The organism is Glaciimonas sp. GNP009, from assembly GCF_054343755.1.
This window is the reverse complement of the sequence record NZ_JBTGUV010000004.1, coordinates 2,998,502-3,016,894: the sequence shown is the minus strand read 5'-3', so window position 1 is coordinate 3,016,894 and position 18,393 is coordinate 2,998,502. Positions and strand designations below refer to the sequence as shown.

Below are 18,393 nucleotides of genomic sequence, written 5' to 3'. Positions count from 1 at the left end.
GCCGCGCGTTAGAAGGGCTAGCAACCCGATCCCCAATGAACAGCGATGAAGGCGCATAAAGTTGGTGCAATCATCACCAACCGCATCATAAGCGACCGTTCAAGCATTTAAGCTAGCCTTGCAGCAGGATTGACCGCTGCATCAAGGCCGAATGCTCACTGCTGAATGCGATTGTTTACACATCGGACCTCAAATGGCCCATTGAATTGACCACAATCGTCCGATAAGCGATAAGAATAGCTGCCGGATTTATGCATCAGCGGTTTAGCGCTCGCTCGCCTCAACCACAGCCCCTTTTCCCGGTAACAACTGCGCGTGCAAATTTTTCACATCGCCAGCCTTCAGCGTAAACAGCAATTGGTGCCGCTCCCCTGCAACAATCGCGCAACTGCTGCGACCGTCCGAGTTATCCACAGCCACCACCTGATCTCCCGAATGGAGAATAAATGTCGCCTTTTGGTCTGCATCAAATTGGTGGACTAATTGTTTATTCAAATACACACCGATCATACAGCCAGGATTAGGATGCGCAGGATCACGCAATATCACCACGGTCCCAAAACCGGCCTCTTCCTGTTTTGGATCAGGTGACTTTTCAATTTTTTTAGGGATGGGTGGCAAGCTTACCGCAACAGGGTCGCGCTGCACTTTAGCAACCTTATCAGAAGGCCCCGAAGTCGATGACCCGCATCCGGCGACTGCAAAAGCAATCAGTATAGAAAATAGTATGAGCTTCATTATTTACTTTTTTTTAAGTACGTGAAGGGCGCTATCACAGCAAATTATTTCGCGGTCTAATGAATAGTACTACCGCACAGAAATGCGCGGACGCATCATATTTCGATAGCCACAATTTTACCAAAACTATGTCACTTCTCCGCATCGAGAAGTTTTTTAAGCCAGCAAATACACATCAAATTCATCGCCAATTCTTTAAACAAAAAGCATGCGCTAATAATATGTCCACTTTTTACGCCACCACGCGTTTACTGAGAGACACCGAATTGCGCTACAATAGCAACTGCTTGGGGGCGACCTGGTTTCGACAGGGGCTACAAAGCAGCGCAGGGCATACCGAGGGCTGGCTACCTCGTAAATACAACCAGAAAAACTATAACTGCAAACGATAACTCGTACGCACTAGCCGCTTAATAACCGGTTAGCTCTACACCATCTCGTCTCTGGGGTGGGCTGGTCAAACAGCAGTAGAGTCATTTACAGAGAATCGCTTTTAGTCGGGTTACTTGGCTAAAAGTTAAATTTAGGTAACTCGTCTGAACGAAGCGTGTGCGTCCGCGTCGGTTGGGCTAAATCAAATGACAGCACTAAGTATGTAGAACTGTCTGTAGAGGGCTTTTGGACGCGGGTTCGATTCCCGCCGCCTCCACCAAGATAAACCACACCAGACCACCGCAGGCCTTGCAAATACAAGGGCTACAAATACTGCGGGGTCTGGCGATGGCTGAAAATGTCTCCGTTTTCGCCCAAATGTCGCCCACGCTTGGGCGGTAGCCTTAAGCCCTAGTTCTTGGACTACGCTGGCTGTACGATGCCCCTGCAAGATACCAATTCATAACTATTTAGTAAGTGACAAGTCTTTCTTGTGAGACGAGAAACGCTACTGATTACAAGTCCGAAGCAATACATAAAGATAACAAATACTTAGGGTACTTTTTGCTCCGCAATTCGCAAAACGACCTCGCTCGAAAGCCTTGCGCTACATGCCTCGTTTATTTTTTGCGGAGCAGAAATAGGTAAGCTCAGATCACAAAGCAGGGGCCATCGTTGGGTTCGATATGTCGCTGATTAGCAAAAGAAACGACATGTACTCATCATATGTCACTATAGAGTAACGATTGCGAAACGATGCTTTTTTTATAAGAAAATACCTCTAGAAAACATGGTAGTCATAACTTCTCTGGTTCCCTCATACCGCCATTTGTCGTCGAAATGCAATTTGAGCGACACATTTGTTTGACATGTCGCCACCGACGACATATCCTCAAGTTATGTCGCTCAAATCACTTTTTAAGAACATGGCAACAAATATCTCTGCTTGGCAACCTGATCAACCATACAACGCACTTCCACAATTGCCGCCGATAACCGACCTCGAAACCAAATTAGTTTTGAAGCGTTGTATTGCAGCACGTGTTGCCCTTGCAGAGCTAAAACAAGCTGCAGAGTTGATTCCCAATCAGACAATGTTGGTGAATATCATACCGCTGCTGGAGTCCAAAGATAGCTCTGCAATAGAGGGTATCGTGACAACCACTGACCTAATTTTTAAGCATGCTCAAGGAAGTGATGCCCACGTGGACGGCGCGACGAAAGAGGCATTGCGCTATAGAACCGCGCTTCGTGCCGGTTTTGCTTCGATTCAAGAAAGGCCACTTTGTACCGCCACGGCGATCCAAATCTGTCGCACCTTAAAAGGTGCTGATATGGATATTCGACGGGTGCCGGGAACACAATTGGCTAACGATCAGACGGGCGAGGTAATATACACACCGCCAGTCGGCGCAGATAATCTGCGCAATTTACTAAGTAATTGGGAGAAGTTTCTTCACAACGAAGTCGATATTGATCCCTTAATACGAATGGCCGTAGGACATTACCAATTCGAAGCAATTCACCCTTTCGGTGACGGTAATGGCCGTACAGGCCGCGTACTCAATATCCTTTATCTTATCCATGAAGAACTACTTACTCTCCCGATTTTATACCTGAGTCGATACATCACTGCAAACAAGGCAGACTACTATCGCTTGCTACTGGGTGTCACGAAAGATGGTGCTTGGGAGCCTTGGATCATGTATATGCTCCAAGCGGTCGAAGAAACATCAAAATGGACGACAGCAAAAATATCTGCAATTCGCGACTTGGCAGATGTCACTGTGGATTATGTAAAAAAACAAATTCCCAGGACCTATAGTCGTGAATTGGTTGATGTCATTTTTGAACAACCCTACTGCAGAATCGTGAATTTAGTCGATAAAAATATCGCTAAGCGCCAAGCTGCATCTCGATACTTGAAGGAATTGGTGATGATCGGAGTCTTGCGAGAAGTGGAAGTTGGTAAGGAAAAAATCTTTATCCATCCAAAGCTCATGAAACTGGTTACCCAAGAGACCAATGAAATTATTCCCTACGCTGATCTTACGATAATTTAGTGTTCAATATCGACGACGACAATGCATCATGCGGAGAAACTTTTTCTATGGCCTGTTTTTATGCTTGAACTTTTATCTTATCCGCGATCACTTCGGCGATTCCGTCGTAAACAGGTGGAGGTATAACAAGATTTGAGATTACAAGTTCCTGCGCAGTCCGATTAGACTTTACTTTGTAATCTAAGTAAATTGGTTGAACTTGGTTTCCGCAATACAACTCTCGAATTCGAGGATGATCGTCATAGCTTAGCAACCAAGGATAGCCTTGCGATGTCACGAATGCTGACAATTTAACATGATCTTTATCAGTATACGAATGGCGGTATAGTTTTGGCCCCTGAATATAATATGGCGGATCAATATAAACAAAGGAAAATCCCACCGATATTTGCTCGGCATTACGGGTCAAAAAATCTATCGCGTCATGACAATGAACTGAAATCCGCTTGGAATATTGCGCAACTGCTCTTATTTGTCTTATTGTTTTTTGCTTATTAAATCTACAATCAATTTTGTAATCTGAGGTTTGTCTTTTGCCGCCAATAGGTCCGGCTCCAATAATTCCAGAAAAATTGGTTCGATTAAAAAACAAACCAGCTACTCCTAGTTGAAGTAACGTGAACTTACTGCTTTCGATGTCTGTGACATCCCTTAAGGGCTGTAAGTCATTCCAAGTGTCGATATTAATAGGGCAAGCATTGATAGCGGCGCAGAGCGCCTCTAATTCATGCAATACGCACCACCAAAATGCATATATGAGAGGGTCGCGCTCGTTCAACACCACGTTCGACACAAAACCAAGCCTGAGTAATTCTAATGATACCGAAGCTCCTCCAGCATAAGGCTCATAAAGCGTACAACCAGCAAGGAAATTTTCTTCGACCACTCCACTGATGTACGGAGCCAAGAGGGCTTTTCCACCCGGATAACGTAACGGGCTCATAGCTTCTCGCCGCCCACCTTTTTTTACCATCTCAATTTCCATCTAGTATGTATTTAATCACTTGCCGAAGATTATTCGCGACGGACTCTAGTGTACTAGAGTCCGCCTCTTGATACTTCAAATGAGTCATTGCATCTAGATAATTTTTAGCCTCCATTGTCGTGTGGCTTTGGAGCGTTTTACAAATATTTTGTTCAGCAAACACGCCATTAGTAAACTTCGCACAAAACTTGATAAGAGCAGTAAGTCCTGGATCTTTGCCCTCCGCGGTGATGAGGTCGTTCCATTTATCCATGGCTTTTATTTTATGGACCAAGGCGCACTCGAATACTGACCGGGTGAGAAGGGAGGCCGCGATCGGCATCTTTTCATGGTTGATTTTGCACAATTCAAGTGTGAGCTTTATCAGATTGTTATCTATGACGTGACACTCTAGATGTTCAAAAAAAATAGATGCTTTCGGACCTTTAGGGCTACTATTTTTTTTATTTCCCAGATTCTCCGACTCATTTTTTTCGTTCGAAATTTTAGCGGGGTCCCGATTGCCCTTCGTTTCCGCTTCTGAAGTAACTACGGCAGTTTTTTCGCCTTTTTTTTCATAGCCATTTTGTTTAACAAGTAATGCTTCCGCGGCCGCAATTTTACCAGCCGGTGAATTTACAAAGTCACTAAAATAGCTTACTGGATCTGTCCGAGTATCGCATCGAGGACGGCCCCTCATCGCATCAGGTATCAAAAAGTCCCGTGCGATTTTTTCAATCTGCTCTCGAAAAACGTTTGCAGGAAGCGCGCTGATGATGTTCTGATCATCATCAAACCGGGCTTGTAGAACTTCTAGTGTTTTAGCTAACGTAAAAAAGCGAGTGTATGGATTAGTTTTAAGCTTTTCATTTTCCAGAATTTGTCTTTCATCCTCATTCCAAGCCGTTATTCCAAATGCATATCTTAGCAATTTGTACGGACGGACAAGTTTTCTTACCTGCGCTGGTGAAGTGCCTAATACCTGTGCAACCTCATCTACTGATAATGAATTAAGAAGTCTTACAGCTCGACGCATTTTTGCCACCGGTGACCATGGTTTTGCACCTTGCTCAGTGTGACGTTTAGTTAAAATAGGTTCCGCAGAGACCCGATCCGGCGCAACGTCAGCAGAGATTCGCTTTATTCGCAACTTGGTGGCGGCAGACGCTACCGGAAACCGTAAACGATATTGCTGAGGGACGAGGGATGGGGTAAGAAGCATCTGGCAAGCCGCGACTCGTCGGTTGCCTTCCAGCACGATCGACTTTCCCGATTCGATTACAGTAATAATTCGCTCGCCGTAAAACAAACCGTTTGACTTTTCTATGCTTCGCGCCAATTCCAGAACTCCCTCCAAATCTAAGAGTTTTAACCGAATTGATGGTTGTGAAGCGCTCTCTAAAAGCTCTATCCGAGGATTTCGTACATCTAGCATAATCTTCTTCGGTTCTAAATCGTTAGTGGTCCATACCGGCTGTGATGCCATTCCTGCTCCTTGATTTTTAACGTTGCATTGCGCTCTCGCGACAACACATGCATGAGATTCTACGAATTATATTAGTGTAATAATAAAACAATACTTCCGTGACAACTTTAATAATACCACTCCCAATTGTCCTAATTTTTCCTCAACTGTGGCATTTCGCATCATTTATCTCGATGGATTTTAACTTTGCGACAGATTGGTTCTGACTCATTTTGTATCAAAACGCCAACTCTAGAGTTCCTGCTCCAAGTGCATCAAACTGCGTCAGGCTATTGCAGGGATCATTCCCCTCCGTGCCCCGCAGAGGGCGTGGCTGTAGCGCCGTACCACGGTGCATTAATACCAGTCCATCTAACGAAGCCCGCAGGCGTGGTGGGTAGTGCGCGGCGCTGGGCCTGGCGGACATGAATAAGATCAAAAAAACAATGCAACGCGGGACGTAAAAAAGACCGCGCAAGGCGGTCAATTGGGGTGTGGTGCACTCGCAGCGTGCGCGGCATAGGGCTGGAGGCGGGTCAACGTCCGGCGCGTCTCAGCGCTGCCTGCTCCCGCTCGTAGTCATCGCGGCAGTCCACATTACAGAATAGCAACGCGGATGCTATGGGTTCCTGACAGAAATGACAGTGGTGATCGGCGTGCAGCAGTGGTGTGCGACGCACTTTCGCCAGCGCGGTCGTCATCTCGTGGGCAATGCGCCAGTCGGCACGGTCGGCAATGTCGCTCATGATGCGGCCCTTTCATTGGTCTTGGATTCGCCAGTTACCAGTACATAGTCGTCAAACTTCACGACCTCTTGTCCGGCCCAATCATTGATGGCTAAAAACTGCGATTGCAGCGGGACCAGTTCATTGCGGGCGAACACCCGCGCTGCCGGTTCGACGGCTCCGAAGCCGCCGGTGTTATTGGGCATGATGCCGAGCAACTGGGGCGGCACGCGGTGTGCAGCCAGCACGTCGTCGCGGGTCACGCCTTTGATGTTGAAGAATTCATCCTTCGCCGCCACGTCCGAGACCGGCAGAATCTGAATGCCGTCTTTCTTCCCATTCGGTGCATACATGAACAGGTTGCGGAAATTGCCCGGCCCCTTGCTGTCACGCATGGCCTGGCGCAGGTTGTCCACGTCGGCGTTGTTTGCGGCCGCGTCGGTCATGTAAAAGATGAATCCGGCGTGGGAACCGTTCTTGTAATACTTGCGCCGAAATAAGGTCGCTGCTTCGTTGAGCCACGCCGACTGCAATGCACTCAGATATTGCGGCACGCCGTAGACTTCCTGATTCACGTCGGGGTCCATCAGGTGACACAGTTAGCCGGTGCGAAACGCATACTCTTCCTGCCAGCCGCGCACGAAATAATACTGGTCCAGATCGCGCCCGCGCCGCACGTACTTGGCTAACGCATGCGCCAGCGCCAACAGCTTGCCGCTACGGCTGACCCGCTTCTCCAAGTACGCATTGCCGAAGGTTAAAAAGTCCAGGGTAAAGCGCTTAAATGCGTCGCGTGACAATAATGGCGTCGGCACAAACGTCGAGGTCAGGATGTTGGCTTTGAAATAGATCGCGCTGCTGTGGTGGACGCTGGAGTTAAACGATTTTGTCAACCCGGCATAATTGACAGGTGGCTCATACCAGCGCCCGTTCGACCAGCATTCCAAACTATCGAGGATCTCGGCGTGATCGAGTACCGGCGTCGGATCGCCAAACGTGAAGGCTTCGAAGCCTGCCGCGGCGTTTGCTGCCTTGTCGCTCGTCGCCGGTATTGCGGTGGTAGCGAGGTCGGTGGCGGTAGCCGTGGCCATGTTGTTGGCACGGGATCGTGCCTGTTGCTTGTTGCTCATGAGGTATAAATCTCCATAAAGGACTGTGTATTGGAATGACCGCCTTCAAACGGCTCGTGGTCGAGAGCGTGCATACACGCCCACGCCAGATCGGCATGGCCGGTGGCATCGGTGCGGCTTGCTTCGTAGGTGGCTTGACGACCGCTGGCGGTGAGCGTTTTATGGATCGCCATAAAAGCTTGCGCGATATCGATTGATCCGGCGTCGAATTCCAGTCGGCCTTTGCTGATGATGTTTTTAGCCTTCAACACCATGCGGGTCTTCACTTCGACTGAATAAGTAATGGCGGTCGCGGCCGGGAAGAACTGGCGCACCAGCGGAAAGACGCCAATGCCCATGCCGGTGGTATCGATGCCGATATATTCGACGTTATATCGGAGCGTCATTTGCCGGATCGCCTCGGCCTGTGCTTCGAAATCCATGTCGCGCCATTGATGGCGTTCCAGGATGCGGAACTTGCCACCAGCGACCAAGGGCGGGGCCAGCACTACGCACCCGGCACTATCGCCCGTCAATGACGGGTCGTAGCCGATCCAGACTGACCGGTTGCCAAACGGACGTGTCGCAAAGACTTTGAAATCGGACCATTCGACCCACGTATCGACCATGCAGCGTTGCAATTCCATCAGCGGAAAGATCGACTGCGTATCGTCGATGAAATTGCACATCAGCAGGTTTTCGAACTGGTCGGGGCTGTATTCGAAATTGCGTAATTCGTCGATATCGAACAGATTACAGCCACCGCGTTCGGCGTCCAGAATGGTCACGATCTGGCGCCAGATTTTGTCCTCGCCGGTAAAGCCTGCTGCGAGACGTTTGTGCGACAGATCAATGGCGATTTGCTTGGCGACAGCTCGGCGTTTGTTGAACGCGTCGCCGCACCAGAACGGATAGGCCTGATGCGTGACCGACGACGGTGTCGAGAAATAGGTCTTGCGCCATTGCTTATGCAGCGCCATGCCGGAGGCGACTTTGTTCAACTCGGCAAAGTTATGCGTCCAGAAAAATTCATCGAAATAAAAGTTGCCGTGATAACCCTGCGCAGTGCGCGCATTGGTGCCCAGAAAATACAGGTGCGCGCCGTTCGGCAAGATGATCGGGTCGCCCGTTAATTCCACGTTCGCCGCCTCCCGCGCAAACTGGATGATGTATTGCTTAAACACATGTGCCTGCGCTTTGGAGGCGGATAAAAAAATCTGATTACGCCCGGTTTCAATCGCATCGGCCAGCGCCTCGCGGGCAAAATACCAGGTCGCGCCGATCTGCCGCGATTTGAGAATCACCCGCGTACGCTGGTCACTGTTGCGGTGCCAGACCTTTTGATAATCAAACAGGGAATCCTGAAAGGCGTCCAGCAACTGGATGCGCTGTTCGTCGCTGAATTCATTGCGGATCGGCTTTTTCTTGGGTCCTGCGTTGCGGTTGGCTAGCTTCGGATTGAGATCCACTTCATTGCCGCCGGGTGCTTCATAGCGACGCACGCGGGCGGTCTGTACCACCTGACGCATCAGCAAATCGATCTCTTTAAAATCACCGCCGGATTTGCCGTCTTTAGCGATCAACTGGACCAAGCGGGCGTCCAATGCTGCCTCCACTTTTTCCAATACGGGCGCGCTGTCCCAGCTATCGCGCTGCTTCCAGCTTTCGACCGTGGAACGTTTGAGTTTCAGGTAATCGGCGACGGCCGAAATTTGCCATCCCTGCCAGTATAAAAATTTGGCGAGTCGGCGCGGATCCGTTTTTGGATCAGTTTCAATGAGGGAGAGAGGGGCGATTTCTGACATGCCGCAAGCGTAGGGGTCACGCGCGTGTAACGCTTCTACCAGAGCGCCACTAAGCGCCTTACCAACCCCCTGCGCATTGAATCAGGGCGCGCTGTCGTTGACCATGGCGACATCTGACCACTTTTACGCTGACCAGCGCACACCATGCCTACTACATCCACATTTTTCCGTGTCGCCATCGAAGGTGCCACCACCGACGGGCGCGAGATCACGCGCCAGCAAATTGCGCAAATGGCGAAGACCTTTAATCCCGACAAGTACGGTGCACGGATCTGGATGGAGCATATCCGCAGTGCGCTGCCCGATAGTCCGTTTCGTGCCTACGGTGACGTGACCGCCGTCAAAGCCGAAGAAATTCAACTCGATGGCGTGACCAAACTAGCGCTGTTCGCGCAGATTGACCCGACTCCGTCGCTGGTGGCCATGAGCAAAGAACGGCAAAAGATTTACACCAGCATTGAGATCAATCCCACGTTTGCTGGCAGCAATGAGGCTTATCTGGTGGGTCTTGGCATCACCGACAGTCCGGCTAGTCTCGGGACCAGCGTCCTGACGTTCGCTTCCACCAGCGCCATTAACCTGTTCGCAGAACGCAAACAACATGCCGATAACGTGTTTTCTGAAGCGGTCGAAGTCACGCTCGAATTTGAAGAGATCGCCAATCCGGTACCCAGTAAATTTACGACGACCATCAACAATATCCTGAAACGTTTTACCCAAAAAGAAAACGGGGACGATGCCCGTTTTAACGATGTCAGCGACGCGTTAGAAGCCGTCGCGCTGCATGCCAGCGACACGGCGCAGTCATTCACGACCCAGTTCGCCGCTGCAGAAAAGCAGATTGCCGCACTGCAAGAGGCACTGGCGAGTGTAACGACTGAATTAGCCACTTTCAAACATCAGATGGATACGCAAGACGGCAATCCGTCGAACCGGCCCGCCGCGACAGGTGGTCACGGCATGGAACAGACCGAGTTTTAAGCGCGCTTCCGTTCCACCGCCTTTCTCTTTTAACCGTATTGCAGGAGCATTCAATTGAAAAAAATTACCCGCGTTGCCTTTGACCATTACACCACCCGCCTGCAAGTATTGAATGACACGGCCAGCGCTGCATCGACCTTTGCGGTCGCCCCGACCATCCAGCAAAAGCTGGAAACCAAGATGCAGGAGTCGAGTGAGTTTCTCACCAAGATCAACATCATCGGTGTCACCGAACAGGAAGGCGAAAAGCTCGGTCTTGGCATCTCCGGACCGGTGGCCAGCCGCACCAACACCGCCAACAAGGACCGCCAGACCCGCGACCTGACCACGCTCGACGGCCACAAATACCGCTGTGAAAAAACTAACTTTGATACGCATATCAAGTATCAAACGCTGGATGCGTGGGCCAAATTTTCCGACTTCCAGAGTCGCATTGCGAACACCATTTTGAAACGTCAGGCGCTCGACCGGATGGTCATCGGCTTTAATGGCGTGAGCATCGCCGCGGACACCGATATCGTCACGTATCCGATGCTGCAGGATGTCAATAAAGGCTGGCCGCAGCACTACCGTGAACAGGCCCCGGAACGCGTCATGCACGAAGGCAATACACCCGGCAAGCTGTACATCGGCAGCAACGCTGAGATCACCGGCGATTATGTCAATCTCGATGCCGCTGTCTATGACGCGATCAACCTGCTCGATCCGTGGTACCAGAAAGACAATGGTTTAGTGGCTATCGTCGGTCGGTCGCTGTTACACGACAAATATTTTCCACTGATCAACATCAACCAAGCGCCGACGGAAACGCTGGCGGCCGACATCATCGTCAGTCAGAAGCGTCTCGGTGGCTTGCAAGCAGTCAGCGTCCCATATTTCCCCGACAACGCGATCCTGATCACCCGTTTTGACAACCTGTCGATCTACTGGCAGGAGTCGGCCCGCCGTCGCCGCGTGGTCGATGAAGCCAAGCGCGACCGCATTGAAAACTACGAATCGTCGAATGACGCGTATGTCGTCGAAGATTTTGGTTTAGGTGCCATGATAGAAAACATCGTGCTGGTTGACGCCACGACACCGAAAGCATAACCATGGCCCACCTTTCCCCCGCATTGCGGCACAAGGCACGGGCGTTGGCCGCGAAAGCCGCAGCGAACGCCCCGGAAGGGCACTTGACCGCAGGCAGCGCCTACGAGCTGATGCTCTACAAGCTGGCCGAGGACCGTCGACGCTTAAAGCAGATCCAGTCCGTGAAACAAAAGATCGCGCTGAAAGCAGAAATCCTGCCCGAGTACCAGGACTGGATCGACGGGGTGTTGAGCGCGGGGAAAGGCGCACAGGATGACGTACTGACCACGCTATTGGTATGGCACATCGATGTCGGTGATTATGCGCAGGCGCTACGGATTGCTGCCTATGCGATCACCCATAAGTTGACCTTACCGGACCAGTACAACCGCGATATTCCGACCATGCTGATGGACGAGTTTGCTGAAGCGGCCCTATCCGGTCAGATGACACCCGCTATCGGTCGCACCATCTTGCCGGAAGTCATGACGCTGACCGAAGGCCGCGATGCACCGGATCAGGCGCGTGCCAAATTGCATAAAGCACTGGCCTATGCATTCCTGGACAAAAGTGCCATCGCCGCCGACAACGTTGCCGATGCCGCGCCAGCGGCGATCCATCTGGCCTTACCGCATCTGACCCGCGCCCTCGCACTCGACAGCCGGGTCGGGGTTAAAAAAGACATTGAACGCCTGACACTGCGCCTTAAAAAAGCGGTCAAGGCATAACGCGCACCCAACGGCGCACGGCGGCGCGGGTCGATGAGTTGCACATTGATGTGACACCTCTGACACCCGCCCACCGCCGTCTACTATGAAAGTCATCATGAGCTTTATCGCCAGGTCCCCCGCACCATTGATCCTCACCGAGACCACGGATCCCGCCATCGTCGAGAACGACGGCTGGTTCCCGGCTATCGATCTGCATCACATGCGTGACGCGATGCGGCTCGACGGCACGGTCACCACGCCACGGTTAGTCCAGGCCGTGGCCGAAGCGATCCTATACGTGAATGGTGAACTGGACGCATGGCAGGACCAGCAGCTAGAGAACGGCTTCAGCACCTTGGAAGTCATCCCTGCTAAAAAGATCAACCGCGAAAGCAAATTATTGATTCATTACCGGCGTGCTGTCTACAGCATCGGCAAAGCCGACCTATTGGAAAAATACCGCGATTACGACACCACCGCGTCATCCATGGCCGACAAGAAATCCATGGGGTACTTAGACGACGGTCCCGGCGAACAACGGCGTAACGCGCATTGGGCGATTGCCGATATCTTGCAACGGCATCATTTAACGGTCGAGTTGATTTAACAAGGATAACCATGCTGGTCCGCGCTCAACAATACGACACGCTTGATTTGCTGTGCTGGCGGCATCTGGGCGCAACCGCCAGCGTGGTCGAAGCCGTGCTGGAAATGAATCCCGGTCTGGCCGACGGCGGACCGTTTATTGCCCACGGTCGGCTCATCACCTTACCGGAACCTGCTGCTACCGCCACACCTCCCCGCCAGACCATCAGTCTGTGGGACTAAACCGTGATTCATAAGGGAGAAACACTATGGCCGAACCCGGCAGTACCTCTTTATTCATCACCACCGCCGCAGGCATCGGTCTGTCCTCGATCTTTCCGGGGATCGATGGCAATGCCTTGATCGGTGCCTTTGCCGGTGCGACTTTGGTGGCTATTACAAGCAAGAATTTGCCGCTGTTGCAGCGACTGGTCTACATGGTCATTTCGCTGGCCATAGGTTATCTGGCCGCGCCGGAAGTCATGAACAACACACCACTCAAACAATCCGGTGTGGCTGCTTTTTTAGCCTCGGCAGCGGTGATCGCGCTGACCTTGCACGGTATTGATTTAATCAAATCCATTGCCTTACCGGAATGGTTGCGCAAGGGGAAACGCCATGATTGATACCGCGCAACAAGTCGTGACTGCTATCGCCTTGTGCTGTTATCTCGCAGCGTGCGGGCAACTACTGTGCTACCGGCGCGGTCTGGCGAACTACCGGATCCACCTGTCGTCGCTGGCGTGGTTGCTCATTGCCCTGACCGGTAGTTGTGCCCTGGATATTCTGCTCGGTCACGCGCCGGTGTCGCTGGCACAAGCCGGACTGGCCTTTGCCTTATGCGTCATCGTGTGCCGTGCCAGGGGCAATGTCGCCCACCTTTTGAAAGATCCGTATGGCTATCTCGACTGACCACCTCACTGAACACTTTACGCTGACAGAATTCGTGCGCAGCGACACCGCCCGCACCCTCGGTATCGACAACACGCCGCCTCCAGCCATCGCCGTGAACCTGCGGCGTCTGGCAAAATTTGATGAACTGGTCCGGCTCGAACTGGGTGGTGCGGAGATGCGCATTTCAAGCGGGTTTCGCTGCACGGCCCTGAATCGCGCAGTCGGCGGCGCACGCAACAGTGCGCACCTCGACGGGCTGGCCAATGATTTTACGGCCCCCGGATTCGGTACCCCGATGGCGATCTGTCGCAAGCTCGAACACTCCTATTTACAGTTTGATCAGCTGATCTACGAACGCGCCGGATCCGCAATCTGGGTCCATCTGGGTATTGCGGCCGAAGGGGTGACCCCACGGCGTCAGGTATTGACCATCGATTACAAAGGGACGAGGGCCGGGTTATGGAGCTGATCGTTAAAATTCTCGTTGGTGTCCTGTTAATGGGTGCCATGGGAACCGTCATTGTTAGTCAACGCGCCAGCCTGATCACCGTCAAGGAACAGGCCGCACGCGCAGAACAAGGAGTGAATGAGCGTGACCGCATCATCGCCACCTTAAAAGCCGCCGACCTCAAACAGCGTCAGGCGACCATCAAACTGCAAGCGGCGCGGGCCAGCATGGCCGTCACCTTGTCCGAACGTGAAACCCTGATCGACCAACTCCACCATGACCTCTCCATTCGCCCTTGGGCTGTTGCTCCTTTGCCTGACGCTATTGCCGGGCTGCGCCAGCGTCCCTCCCTCATCGGTGCCGACGCTTATCGTCACTGGCTGTCCGCCAGTCACCCGCTGCCAATTACCAGCGACGGCACCGACCACTAACGGCGCGTTGCACCTTGCGCTCGAACGCACCGAAGCCGCATGGGCCATGTGTGCGGCACAGGTCGACATGATTGTGGAGTGCCAACAGGAGATTAGCGATGTACAAACCAAACAGCCTTAAAGAGCATTTAATAACGGCCAATCCCGACCTGCGGCAGAATCCGGATAAGCTATTGATCTTTGCCGACCAAGGTAATGTCGTCGCCACCGGCACTGCATCGCTGTCGTATGAATACCGCTACAAATTGAACATCATCATCACCGACTACAGCGGCGATCCGGACGCGATCATGGTGCCGCTGCTGGCGTGGATTGCGCTCCACCAAAACGACTTACTCAATAATGCGGAACTCCGACGAACCGGGATCGGCTTTGACGTGGATTTTAATAATCATGAAACGATTGATCTGTCGCTCAAGCTGGACCTGACCGAACGCGTCATCGTCAAACGTGATGGCGGCAGACTTAATATAAGCCATCCACCCGAGTCACAACCCACACCCGACTACAGCGACGGCTTCTGGACCTTGTACCAAGGCGAGTCGTTATTGGCTGAATGGCATACACCTGCCCAACCCGCATGAGCGACGATCTGCAAGCGATTGAAGAGTGGGCTGGCGCACTGCTGTTAAAGCTCGCACCGGCCCAGCGCCGCGCCGTCAACAAACAGGTCGCGCAGGATTTACGTCGCAGTCAGGTGAAACGCATTGTCAGCCAGCAAACACCGGACGGCGAGGCCTATACGGCGCGCAAACAACGCAAGAACCTACGCGGCAAAAGCGGTCACATCAAACGCCAAAAGGCCGCGATGTTTGCCAAGATACGCAAACAAAAAAGCCTCAACATCCAGCAGGATGAAAATCAGCTATCGGTCGGCTTCTTTGGACGCGTGGCGCGCATTGCACGGGTGCATCAGGAGGGATTGATAGACAAGGTATCAAAGAAAGGGCCGGAAGTCCGCTATGCGGCCCGGCCTTTGTTGGGATTTAGTGCTGAGGATCACGCGTTGATTCGGGAGTCGGTGTTGCGTCAGTTAATCAATATTTAGTGTCAGTAAACTTTACACACTGTAAGGATTTTTTTAACGAATTAAATAAAATATCATACATATCAATGGGTTATACAAATGGCATTATTTTTGCTTACTGTCTAAGGAAATCAATCTGCCCTACTTAAACAGGAACAAAACCATGAAAATCAAGAACGCAGCATTTTTATTCATTCTAAGTTTGAGCACATTTTGCGCCCAAGCAACCGTCATCACTTTTGACGAAGCCCCCGCTGCTAGCGGTGTTGCTTATGCTGGCACAGCTGCAGCTGCATTTAGTCTTACCAATTTCGGGACAGTCGGTGGAAATAGCAAAGGTAACCCGGGAAACTGGGGTCTAGAGGGAACAAACGGTAGTCAATTTTTAGGATTCAATAGCAGCTATAGCGAGACCGTAACGTTTGCCTCTTCCGCAACAAACGTTTCTGCTGATTTTTCACGGTCGAATGGCTCCTCTAGCGAGACAATCCAGTTTAACGCATATGACGGCAACATTCTTGTAGACTCAGTTAGTGTGGCGCTTGGCGCAATTAATAATTGGACAACGCTATCTGTATCAAGCGCAGACATAACGAGCGTTACATGGACGGGGACTGGAAGCAGTTTTCATCCATATGGGGTAGACAATTTTAACTTCGTTACCAGTGCGGCCGTTCCTGAACCGACTAGCGTAGCGCTACTCGGCCTTGGTATTCTGGGCTTCGTTGCATCACGGCGCAAGTCAGCAATAAGCAAGAATACCTAAGCAGCCTAATCTTGTCGAAAACTGGCAAGTGCGCAATGCCGCTTAGTTAAGCATTCAAACGGCAAAAGGCCGCGATGTTTGCCAAGATACGCAAACAAAAAAGCCTCAACATCCATCAGGATGAAAATCAATTATCGCTGGGTTTCTTTGGACGCGTGGCGCGCATTGCGCGCGTGCATCAGGAGGGATTGACGGACAAGGTAACCAAAAAAGGGCCGGAAGTGCGCTATGCGGCCCGGCCTTTACTCGGTTTTAGTGCGGAAGATCATGCGTTAATTCGAGACTCGCTATTACGGCATTTAAGCGGTTTTTGAGGGAAACGATTTATGCCGCGCTGGCATGTAACTTGAGTCCGAGCGCCTTCATTACTTTCAGAATGGTACTAAATTCCGGATTCCCTTCACCGGAAAGCGCTTTATATAAGCTCTCCCGCGCCAACCCGGTATCCCGTGCGACCTGACTCATCCCCCGCGCACGAGCAATCGTCCCCAACGCGTGTGCAATGAAAGACGCATCGTCACCGGCTTCCTCCAGACACGCGTCAAAATAAGCAACGATATCCTCTTCGGTTTGCAGGTGTTCGGCAGAATCCCATTTATGTAGTGTGATGTTTTCCATAAGGTTCTCCTAAAGTAGTCGTGCGAGTTCGAGCGCAGTTTTAATGTCTTTGCTCTGTGTAGATTTATCGCCACCCGCGAGCAAAATCACGATCTCGCTACCACGTTGTACAAAATACACGCGGTAACCAGCACCCGTGTGGATACGCATTTCAGAAACCCCTTCGCCGATTGGCTCACAATCACCAAAATTACCCAATTCAGCACGATCAATACGCATTTGAACGCGCACTCTAACAGTTCTGTCTCGCAAGCTTACAAACCAGTGATCAAAAGTGGCAGTTGTCTGAATAGTCTTCATACACAACTGTATCCTATGAATTACATTTTGTCAAATTACTTTAAAGGACCGACTGATATTAAAACGCTTCTTTCAAAGAGCAACAATCTCCAATCGTGAGGACCAGCGTCATGCTAGTTCACTGCTGATAATGGATGCTGTTCAAGCTACAACCTGTTTTGGTGTTAGCGAGGTTGATATGGATTGAGGAGTGAGGCCGCAAATTCAAACGCATTTTTAAGCTGAGGACGGCTGCTGTGGGCCAGCGCCGCGTAAAGCTTTAACCGGTACTTAAAGGCGTCCCGATTCGCCGTTGCATCAGTGTTTAATGTTGTGGCGAAACAATCGCATGCCTCTTCAACGAGTGTTTTAATTTCTGCAGCGACGTTATGCCCGGCATCTGCCCGCCCGGCTAAGCGTTGCACTTTAAAAACAAAAAGACGGATTAAACTTTCATCGTGAGTTATTAACATGGGCACTCCAATCAAAAAAATATAAGCGGTCCTTTCGCTTTGCTTCTAAGACTTCGAATGATGTAATAATTTAGCATAAAATGCGCTCAAAACAATTATCAGTATGAAAATTACTCACAAGCAAAAGAGCGATACGCTACTGAAAGTAGCGTATCGACTTTGCTCCAGCGGATGCGCATAATCGTGCCTGCGGTGAAGCCACTGACCGCTCGCCTGAAAGGCCAACATCAGGTCATTATTTCAAAAAAGCTGCCCTACAGACCATGCATCCCAGTTGGTAATTACCAGTTCCCGACTACTCTCCGGCTGGCCGTGCACGCTACCCAAGCTATATTTAATATCCAGCCCCATCATCGTAAAGCCGTCAAACACCGCCCGGATATCCGGATGGTCGTTAATGCTAACCATGACTTTGCCCTTACAAGTGCGCATAAAATCCGCCATCTGCTGATACTCGTGGAAACCAAAGTCGACGCCATACCCTTCAGTCTGCCAGTACGGCGGATACAGATAAAAGAACGAATGCGGACGGTCATAGCGCGTCATACATTCCCGCCACGGCAGATTCTCCACATAGGTCCCGGTGTCACCGACGGTCGCCGATGAAAGGATTGAAGGTTCAATGGTTGTTTTTTTAACACATAGAAAAGAAGTATTTCTGTCTATTTCCATCGATTTCCGTCTATCAAAGCATCGGTATGACTAATTTAATCTTGTTATCTAAAATTCAATCTATCTATAGTGCGGGATTTAAGCGATCATAGGCAAAAATATAATTATTTATCACTAGCCAGTTCATGCGTGCCGGCATTGCGCCTCTGAGTTGCGGCCCTGTATTTGCGCCACTATTGCTGCCGATAACTCAAATACGG

Annotated in this window: 24 protein-coding genes, 1 other RNA gene and 2 pseudogenes; 16 read left to right on the top strand and 11 right to left on the bottom strand. The window is 51.0% G+C overall.

All coding sequences use genetic code 11. The annotated features are described in order from the left end of the window. Positions 1 to 264: 264 nt before the first annotated feature. Positions 265 to 738, bottom strand: a complete 474-nt coding sequence (locus ACXX82_RS14205) for a hypothetical protein (protein WP_458563122.1) — start codon at positions 736 to 738, stop codon at positions 265 to 267. Positions 739 to 1,027: 289 nt separating this feature from the next. Between ACXX82_RS14205 and ssrA the strand changes: the two genes are divergently transcribed. Together ssrA and fic are read left to right on the top strand one after the other, a co-directional pair. After that, positions 1,028 to 1,390, top strand: a transfer-messenger RNA (tmRNA) gene (ssrA, locus tag ACXX82_RS14200). Between the two features lie 646 nt (positions 1,391 to 2,036). Continuing rightward, complete coding sequence (gene fic, locus ACXX82_RS14195; RefSeq protein ID WP_458563121.1) at positions 2,037 to 3,173, top strand: protein adenylyltransferase Fic; 1,137 nt, start codon at positions 2,037 to 2,039, stop codon at positions 3,171 to 3,173. Positions 3,174 to 3,231: 58 nt separating this feature from the next. Here the strand turns inward: fic and ACXX82_RS14190 are convergent, their stop codons facing one another. The 6 genes and pseudogenes from ACXX82_RS14190 to ACXX82_RS14165 all read right to left on the bottom strand — a co-directional run bounded on the left by ACXX82_RS14190 (position 3,232) and on the right by ACXX82_RS14165 (position 9,241). Then, complete coding sequence (locus ACXX82_RS14190) at positions 3,232 to 4,146, bottom strand: DNA adenine methylase (RefSeq protein WP_323505778.1); 915 nt, start codon at positions 4,144 to 4,146, stop codon at positions 3,232 to 3,234. A 1-nt stretch (position 4,147) separates the two neighbouring features. After that, positions 4,148 to 5,623, bottom strand: a complete 1,476-nt coding sequence (locus ACXX82_RS14185) for a hypothetical protein (protein WP_458563120.1) — start codon at positions 5,621 to 5,623, stop codon at positions 4,148 to 4,150. A gap of 217 nt (positions 5,624 to 5,840) precedes the next feature. After that, complete coding sequence (locus tag ACXX82_RS14180; RefSeq protein WP_323505780.1) at positions 5,841 to 6,029, bottom strand: hypothetical protein; 189 nt, start codon at positions 6,027 to 6,029, stop codon at positions 5,841 to 5,843. 109 nt (positions 6,030 to 6,138) lie between these two features. Further along, positions 6,139 to 6,348 carry a DUF2116 family Zn-ribbon domain-containing protein gene (locus ACXX82_RS14175; RefSeq protein WP_323505781.1) on the bottom strand — a complete coding sequence of 70 codons (210 nt, stop codon included), beginning with the start codon at positions 6,346 to 6,348 and terminating at the stop codon, positions 6,139 to 6,141. Next, positions 6,345 to 7,457: pseudogene (locus ACXX82_RS14170) on the bottom strand (phage portal protein). Before ACXX82_RS14170 ends, ACXX82_RS14175 begins: the two are co-directional and overlap by 4 nt. Further along, entirely contained in the window at positions 7,454 to 9,241 is a 1,788-nt protein-coding gene (locus tag ACXX82_RS14165) for a terminase ATPase subunit family protein (protein WP_458563119.1), read from the bottom strand. The pseudogene ACXX82_RS14170 and the gene ACXX82_RS14165 overlap by 4 nt, the downstream one beginning before the upstream one ends. Before the next feature lie 144 nt (positions 9,242 to 9,385). Between ACXX82_RS14165 and ACXX82_RS14160 the strand changes: the two genes are divergently transcribed. From ACXX82_RS14160 to ACXX82_RS14095, 14 genes and pseudogenes are all read left to right on the top strand, one after another. Then, a complete protein-coding gene (locus ACXX82_RS14160; RefSeq protein ID WP_458563118.1) occupies positions 9,386 to 10,222 on the top strand; it encodes a GPO family capsid scaffolding protein in 837 nt (278 codons plus the stop codon). Positions 10,223 to 10,276: 54 nt separating this feature from the next. Then, a complete protein-coding gene (locus ACXX82_RS14155; protein WP_458563117.1) occupies positions 10,277 to 11,311 on the top strand; it encodes a phage major capsid protein, P2 family in 1,035 nt (344 codons plus the stop codon). A gap of 2 nt (positions 11,312 to 11,313) precedes the next feature. Beyond that, the gene (gpM, locus tag ACXX82_RS14150; RefSeq protein ID WP_458563116.1) at positions 11,314 to 12,018 is read left to right on the top strand and encodes a phage terminase small subunit; all 705 of its coding nucleotides are present in this window, start codon (positions 11,314 to 11,316) and stop codon (positions 12,016 to 12,018) included. 97 nt (positions 12,019 to 12,115) lie between these two features. After that, the gene (locus ACXX82_RS14145) at positions 12,116 to 12,607 is read left to right on the top strand and encodes a head completion/stabilization protein (RefSeq protein WP_458563115.1); all 492 of its coding nucleotides are present in this window, start codon (positions 12,116 to 12,118) and stop codon (positions 12,605 to 12,607) included. An 11-nt stretch (positions 12,608 to 12,618) separates the two neighbouring features. Continuing rightward, entirely contained in the window at positions 12,619 to 12,828 is a 210-nt protein-coding gene (locus tag ACXX82_RS14140; RefSeq protein ID WP_322236783.1) for a tail protein X, read from the top strand. Between the two features lie 26 nt (positions 12,829 to 12,854). Next, entirely contained in the window at positions 12,855 to 13,211 is a 357-nt protein-coding gene (locus ACXX82_RS14135) for a putative holin (RefSeq protein WP_322236781.1), read from the top strand. After that, entirely contained in the window at positions 13,204 to 13,497 is a 294-nt protein-coding gene (locus ACXX82_RS14130) for a phage holin family protein (RefSeq protein WP_458563114.1), read from the top strand. The genes ACXX82_RS14135 and ACXX82_RS14130 overlap by 8 nt, the downstream gene beginning before the upstream one ends. Then, on the top strand, positions 13,481 to 13,948 hold the full coding sequence (locus ACXX82_RS14125; protein WP_458563113.1) for a D-Ala-D-Ala carboxypeptidase family metallohydrolase: 468 nt from the start codon (positions 13,481 to 13,483) through the stop codon (positions 13,946 to 13,948). Before ACXX82_RS14130 ends, ACXX82_RS14125 begins: the two co-directional genes overlap by 17 nt. Then, entirely contained in the window at positions 13,939 to 14,358 is a 420-nt protein-coding gene (locus tag ACXX82_RS14120) for a hypothetical protein (protein ID WP_458564057.1), read from the top strand. The genes ACXX82_RS14125 and ACXX82_RS14120 overlap by 10 nt, the downstream gene beginning before the upstream one ends. Continuing rightward, positions 14,252 to 14,479: an Rz1-like lysis system protein LysC gene (gene lysC / locus ACXX82_RS14115; protein ID WP_323505889.1), complete on the top strand. Its 228-nt coding sequence runs from the start codon at positions 14,252 to 14,254 to the stop codon at positions 14,477 to 14,479. The genes ACXX82_RS14120 and lysC overlap by 107 nt, the downstream gene beginning before the upstream one ends. Next, complete coding sequence (locus ACXX82_RS14110; protein ID WP_323505790.1) at positions 14,457 to 14,942, top strand: phage tail protein; 486 nt, start codon at positions 14,457 to 14,459, stop codon at positions 14,940 to 14,942. The genes lysC and ACXX82_RS14110 overlap by 23 nt, the downstream gene beginning before the upstream one ends. Then, positions 14,939 to 15,406, top strand: coding sequence for a phage virion morphogenesis protein (locus ACXX82_RS14105; RefSeq protein WP_323518850.1), 468 nt, complete (start codon positions 14,939 to 14,941; stop codon positions 15,404 to 15,406). Before ACXX82_RS14110 ends, ACXX82_RS14105 begins: the two co-directional genes overlap by 4 nt. 142 nt (positions 15,407 to 15,548) lie before the next feature. Then, complete coding sequence (locus tag ACXX82_RS14100; protein WP_322235750.1) at positions 15,549 to 16,151, top strand: PEP-CTERM sorting domain-containing protein; 603 nt, start codon at positions 15,549 to 15,551, stop codon at positions 16,149 to 16,151. Positions 16,152 to 16,222: 71 nt separating this feature from the next. After that, positions 16,223 to 16,465, top strand: a pseudogene (locus ACXX82_RS14095) (phage virion morphogenesis protein); the annotation flags it as partial. Between the two features lie 10 nt (positions 16,466 to 16,475). Here ACXX82_RS14095 and ACXX82_RS14090 read toward each other — a convergent pair. The 4 genes from ACXX82_RS14090 to ACXX82_RS14075 form a co-directional block, all read right to left on the bottom strand. Next, a complete protein-coding gene (locus ACXX82_RS14090; RefSeq protein ID WP_322235748.1) occupies positions 16,476 to 16,769 on the bottom strand; it encodes an addiction module antidote protein in 294 nt (97 codons plus the stop codon). A 9-nt stretch (positions 16,770 to 16,778) separates the two neighbouring features. Continuing rightward, entirely contained in the window at positions 16,779 to 17,069 is a 291-nt protein-coding gene (locus ACXX82_RS14085; RefSeq protein WP_322235746.1) for a type II toxin-antitoxin system RelE/ParE family toxin, read from the bottom strand. 164 nt (positions 17,070 to 17,233) lie between these two features. Next, positions 17,234 to 17,521, bottom strand: a complete 288-nt coding sequence (locus ACXX82_RS14080) for a hypothetical protein (protein ID WP_322235744.1) — start codon at positions 17,519 to 17,521, stop codon at positions 17,234 to 17,236. A 240-nt stretch (positions 17,522 to 17,761) separates the two neighbouring features. After that, positions 17,762 to 18,193 carry a DNA adenine methylase gene (locus tag ACXX82_RS14075; RefSeq protein WP_322235742.1) on the bottom strand — a complete coding sequence of 144 codons (432 nt, stop codon included), beginning with the start codon at positions 18,191 to 18,193 and terminating at the stop codon, positions 17,762 to 17,764. Between the last annotated feature and the right edge of the window lie 200 nt (positions 18,194 to 18,393).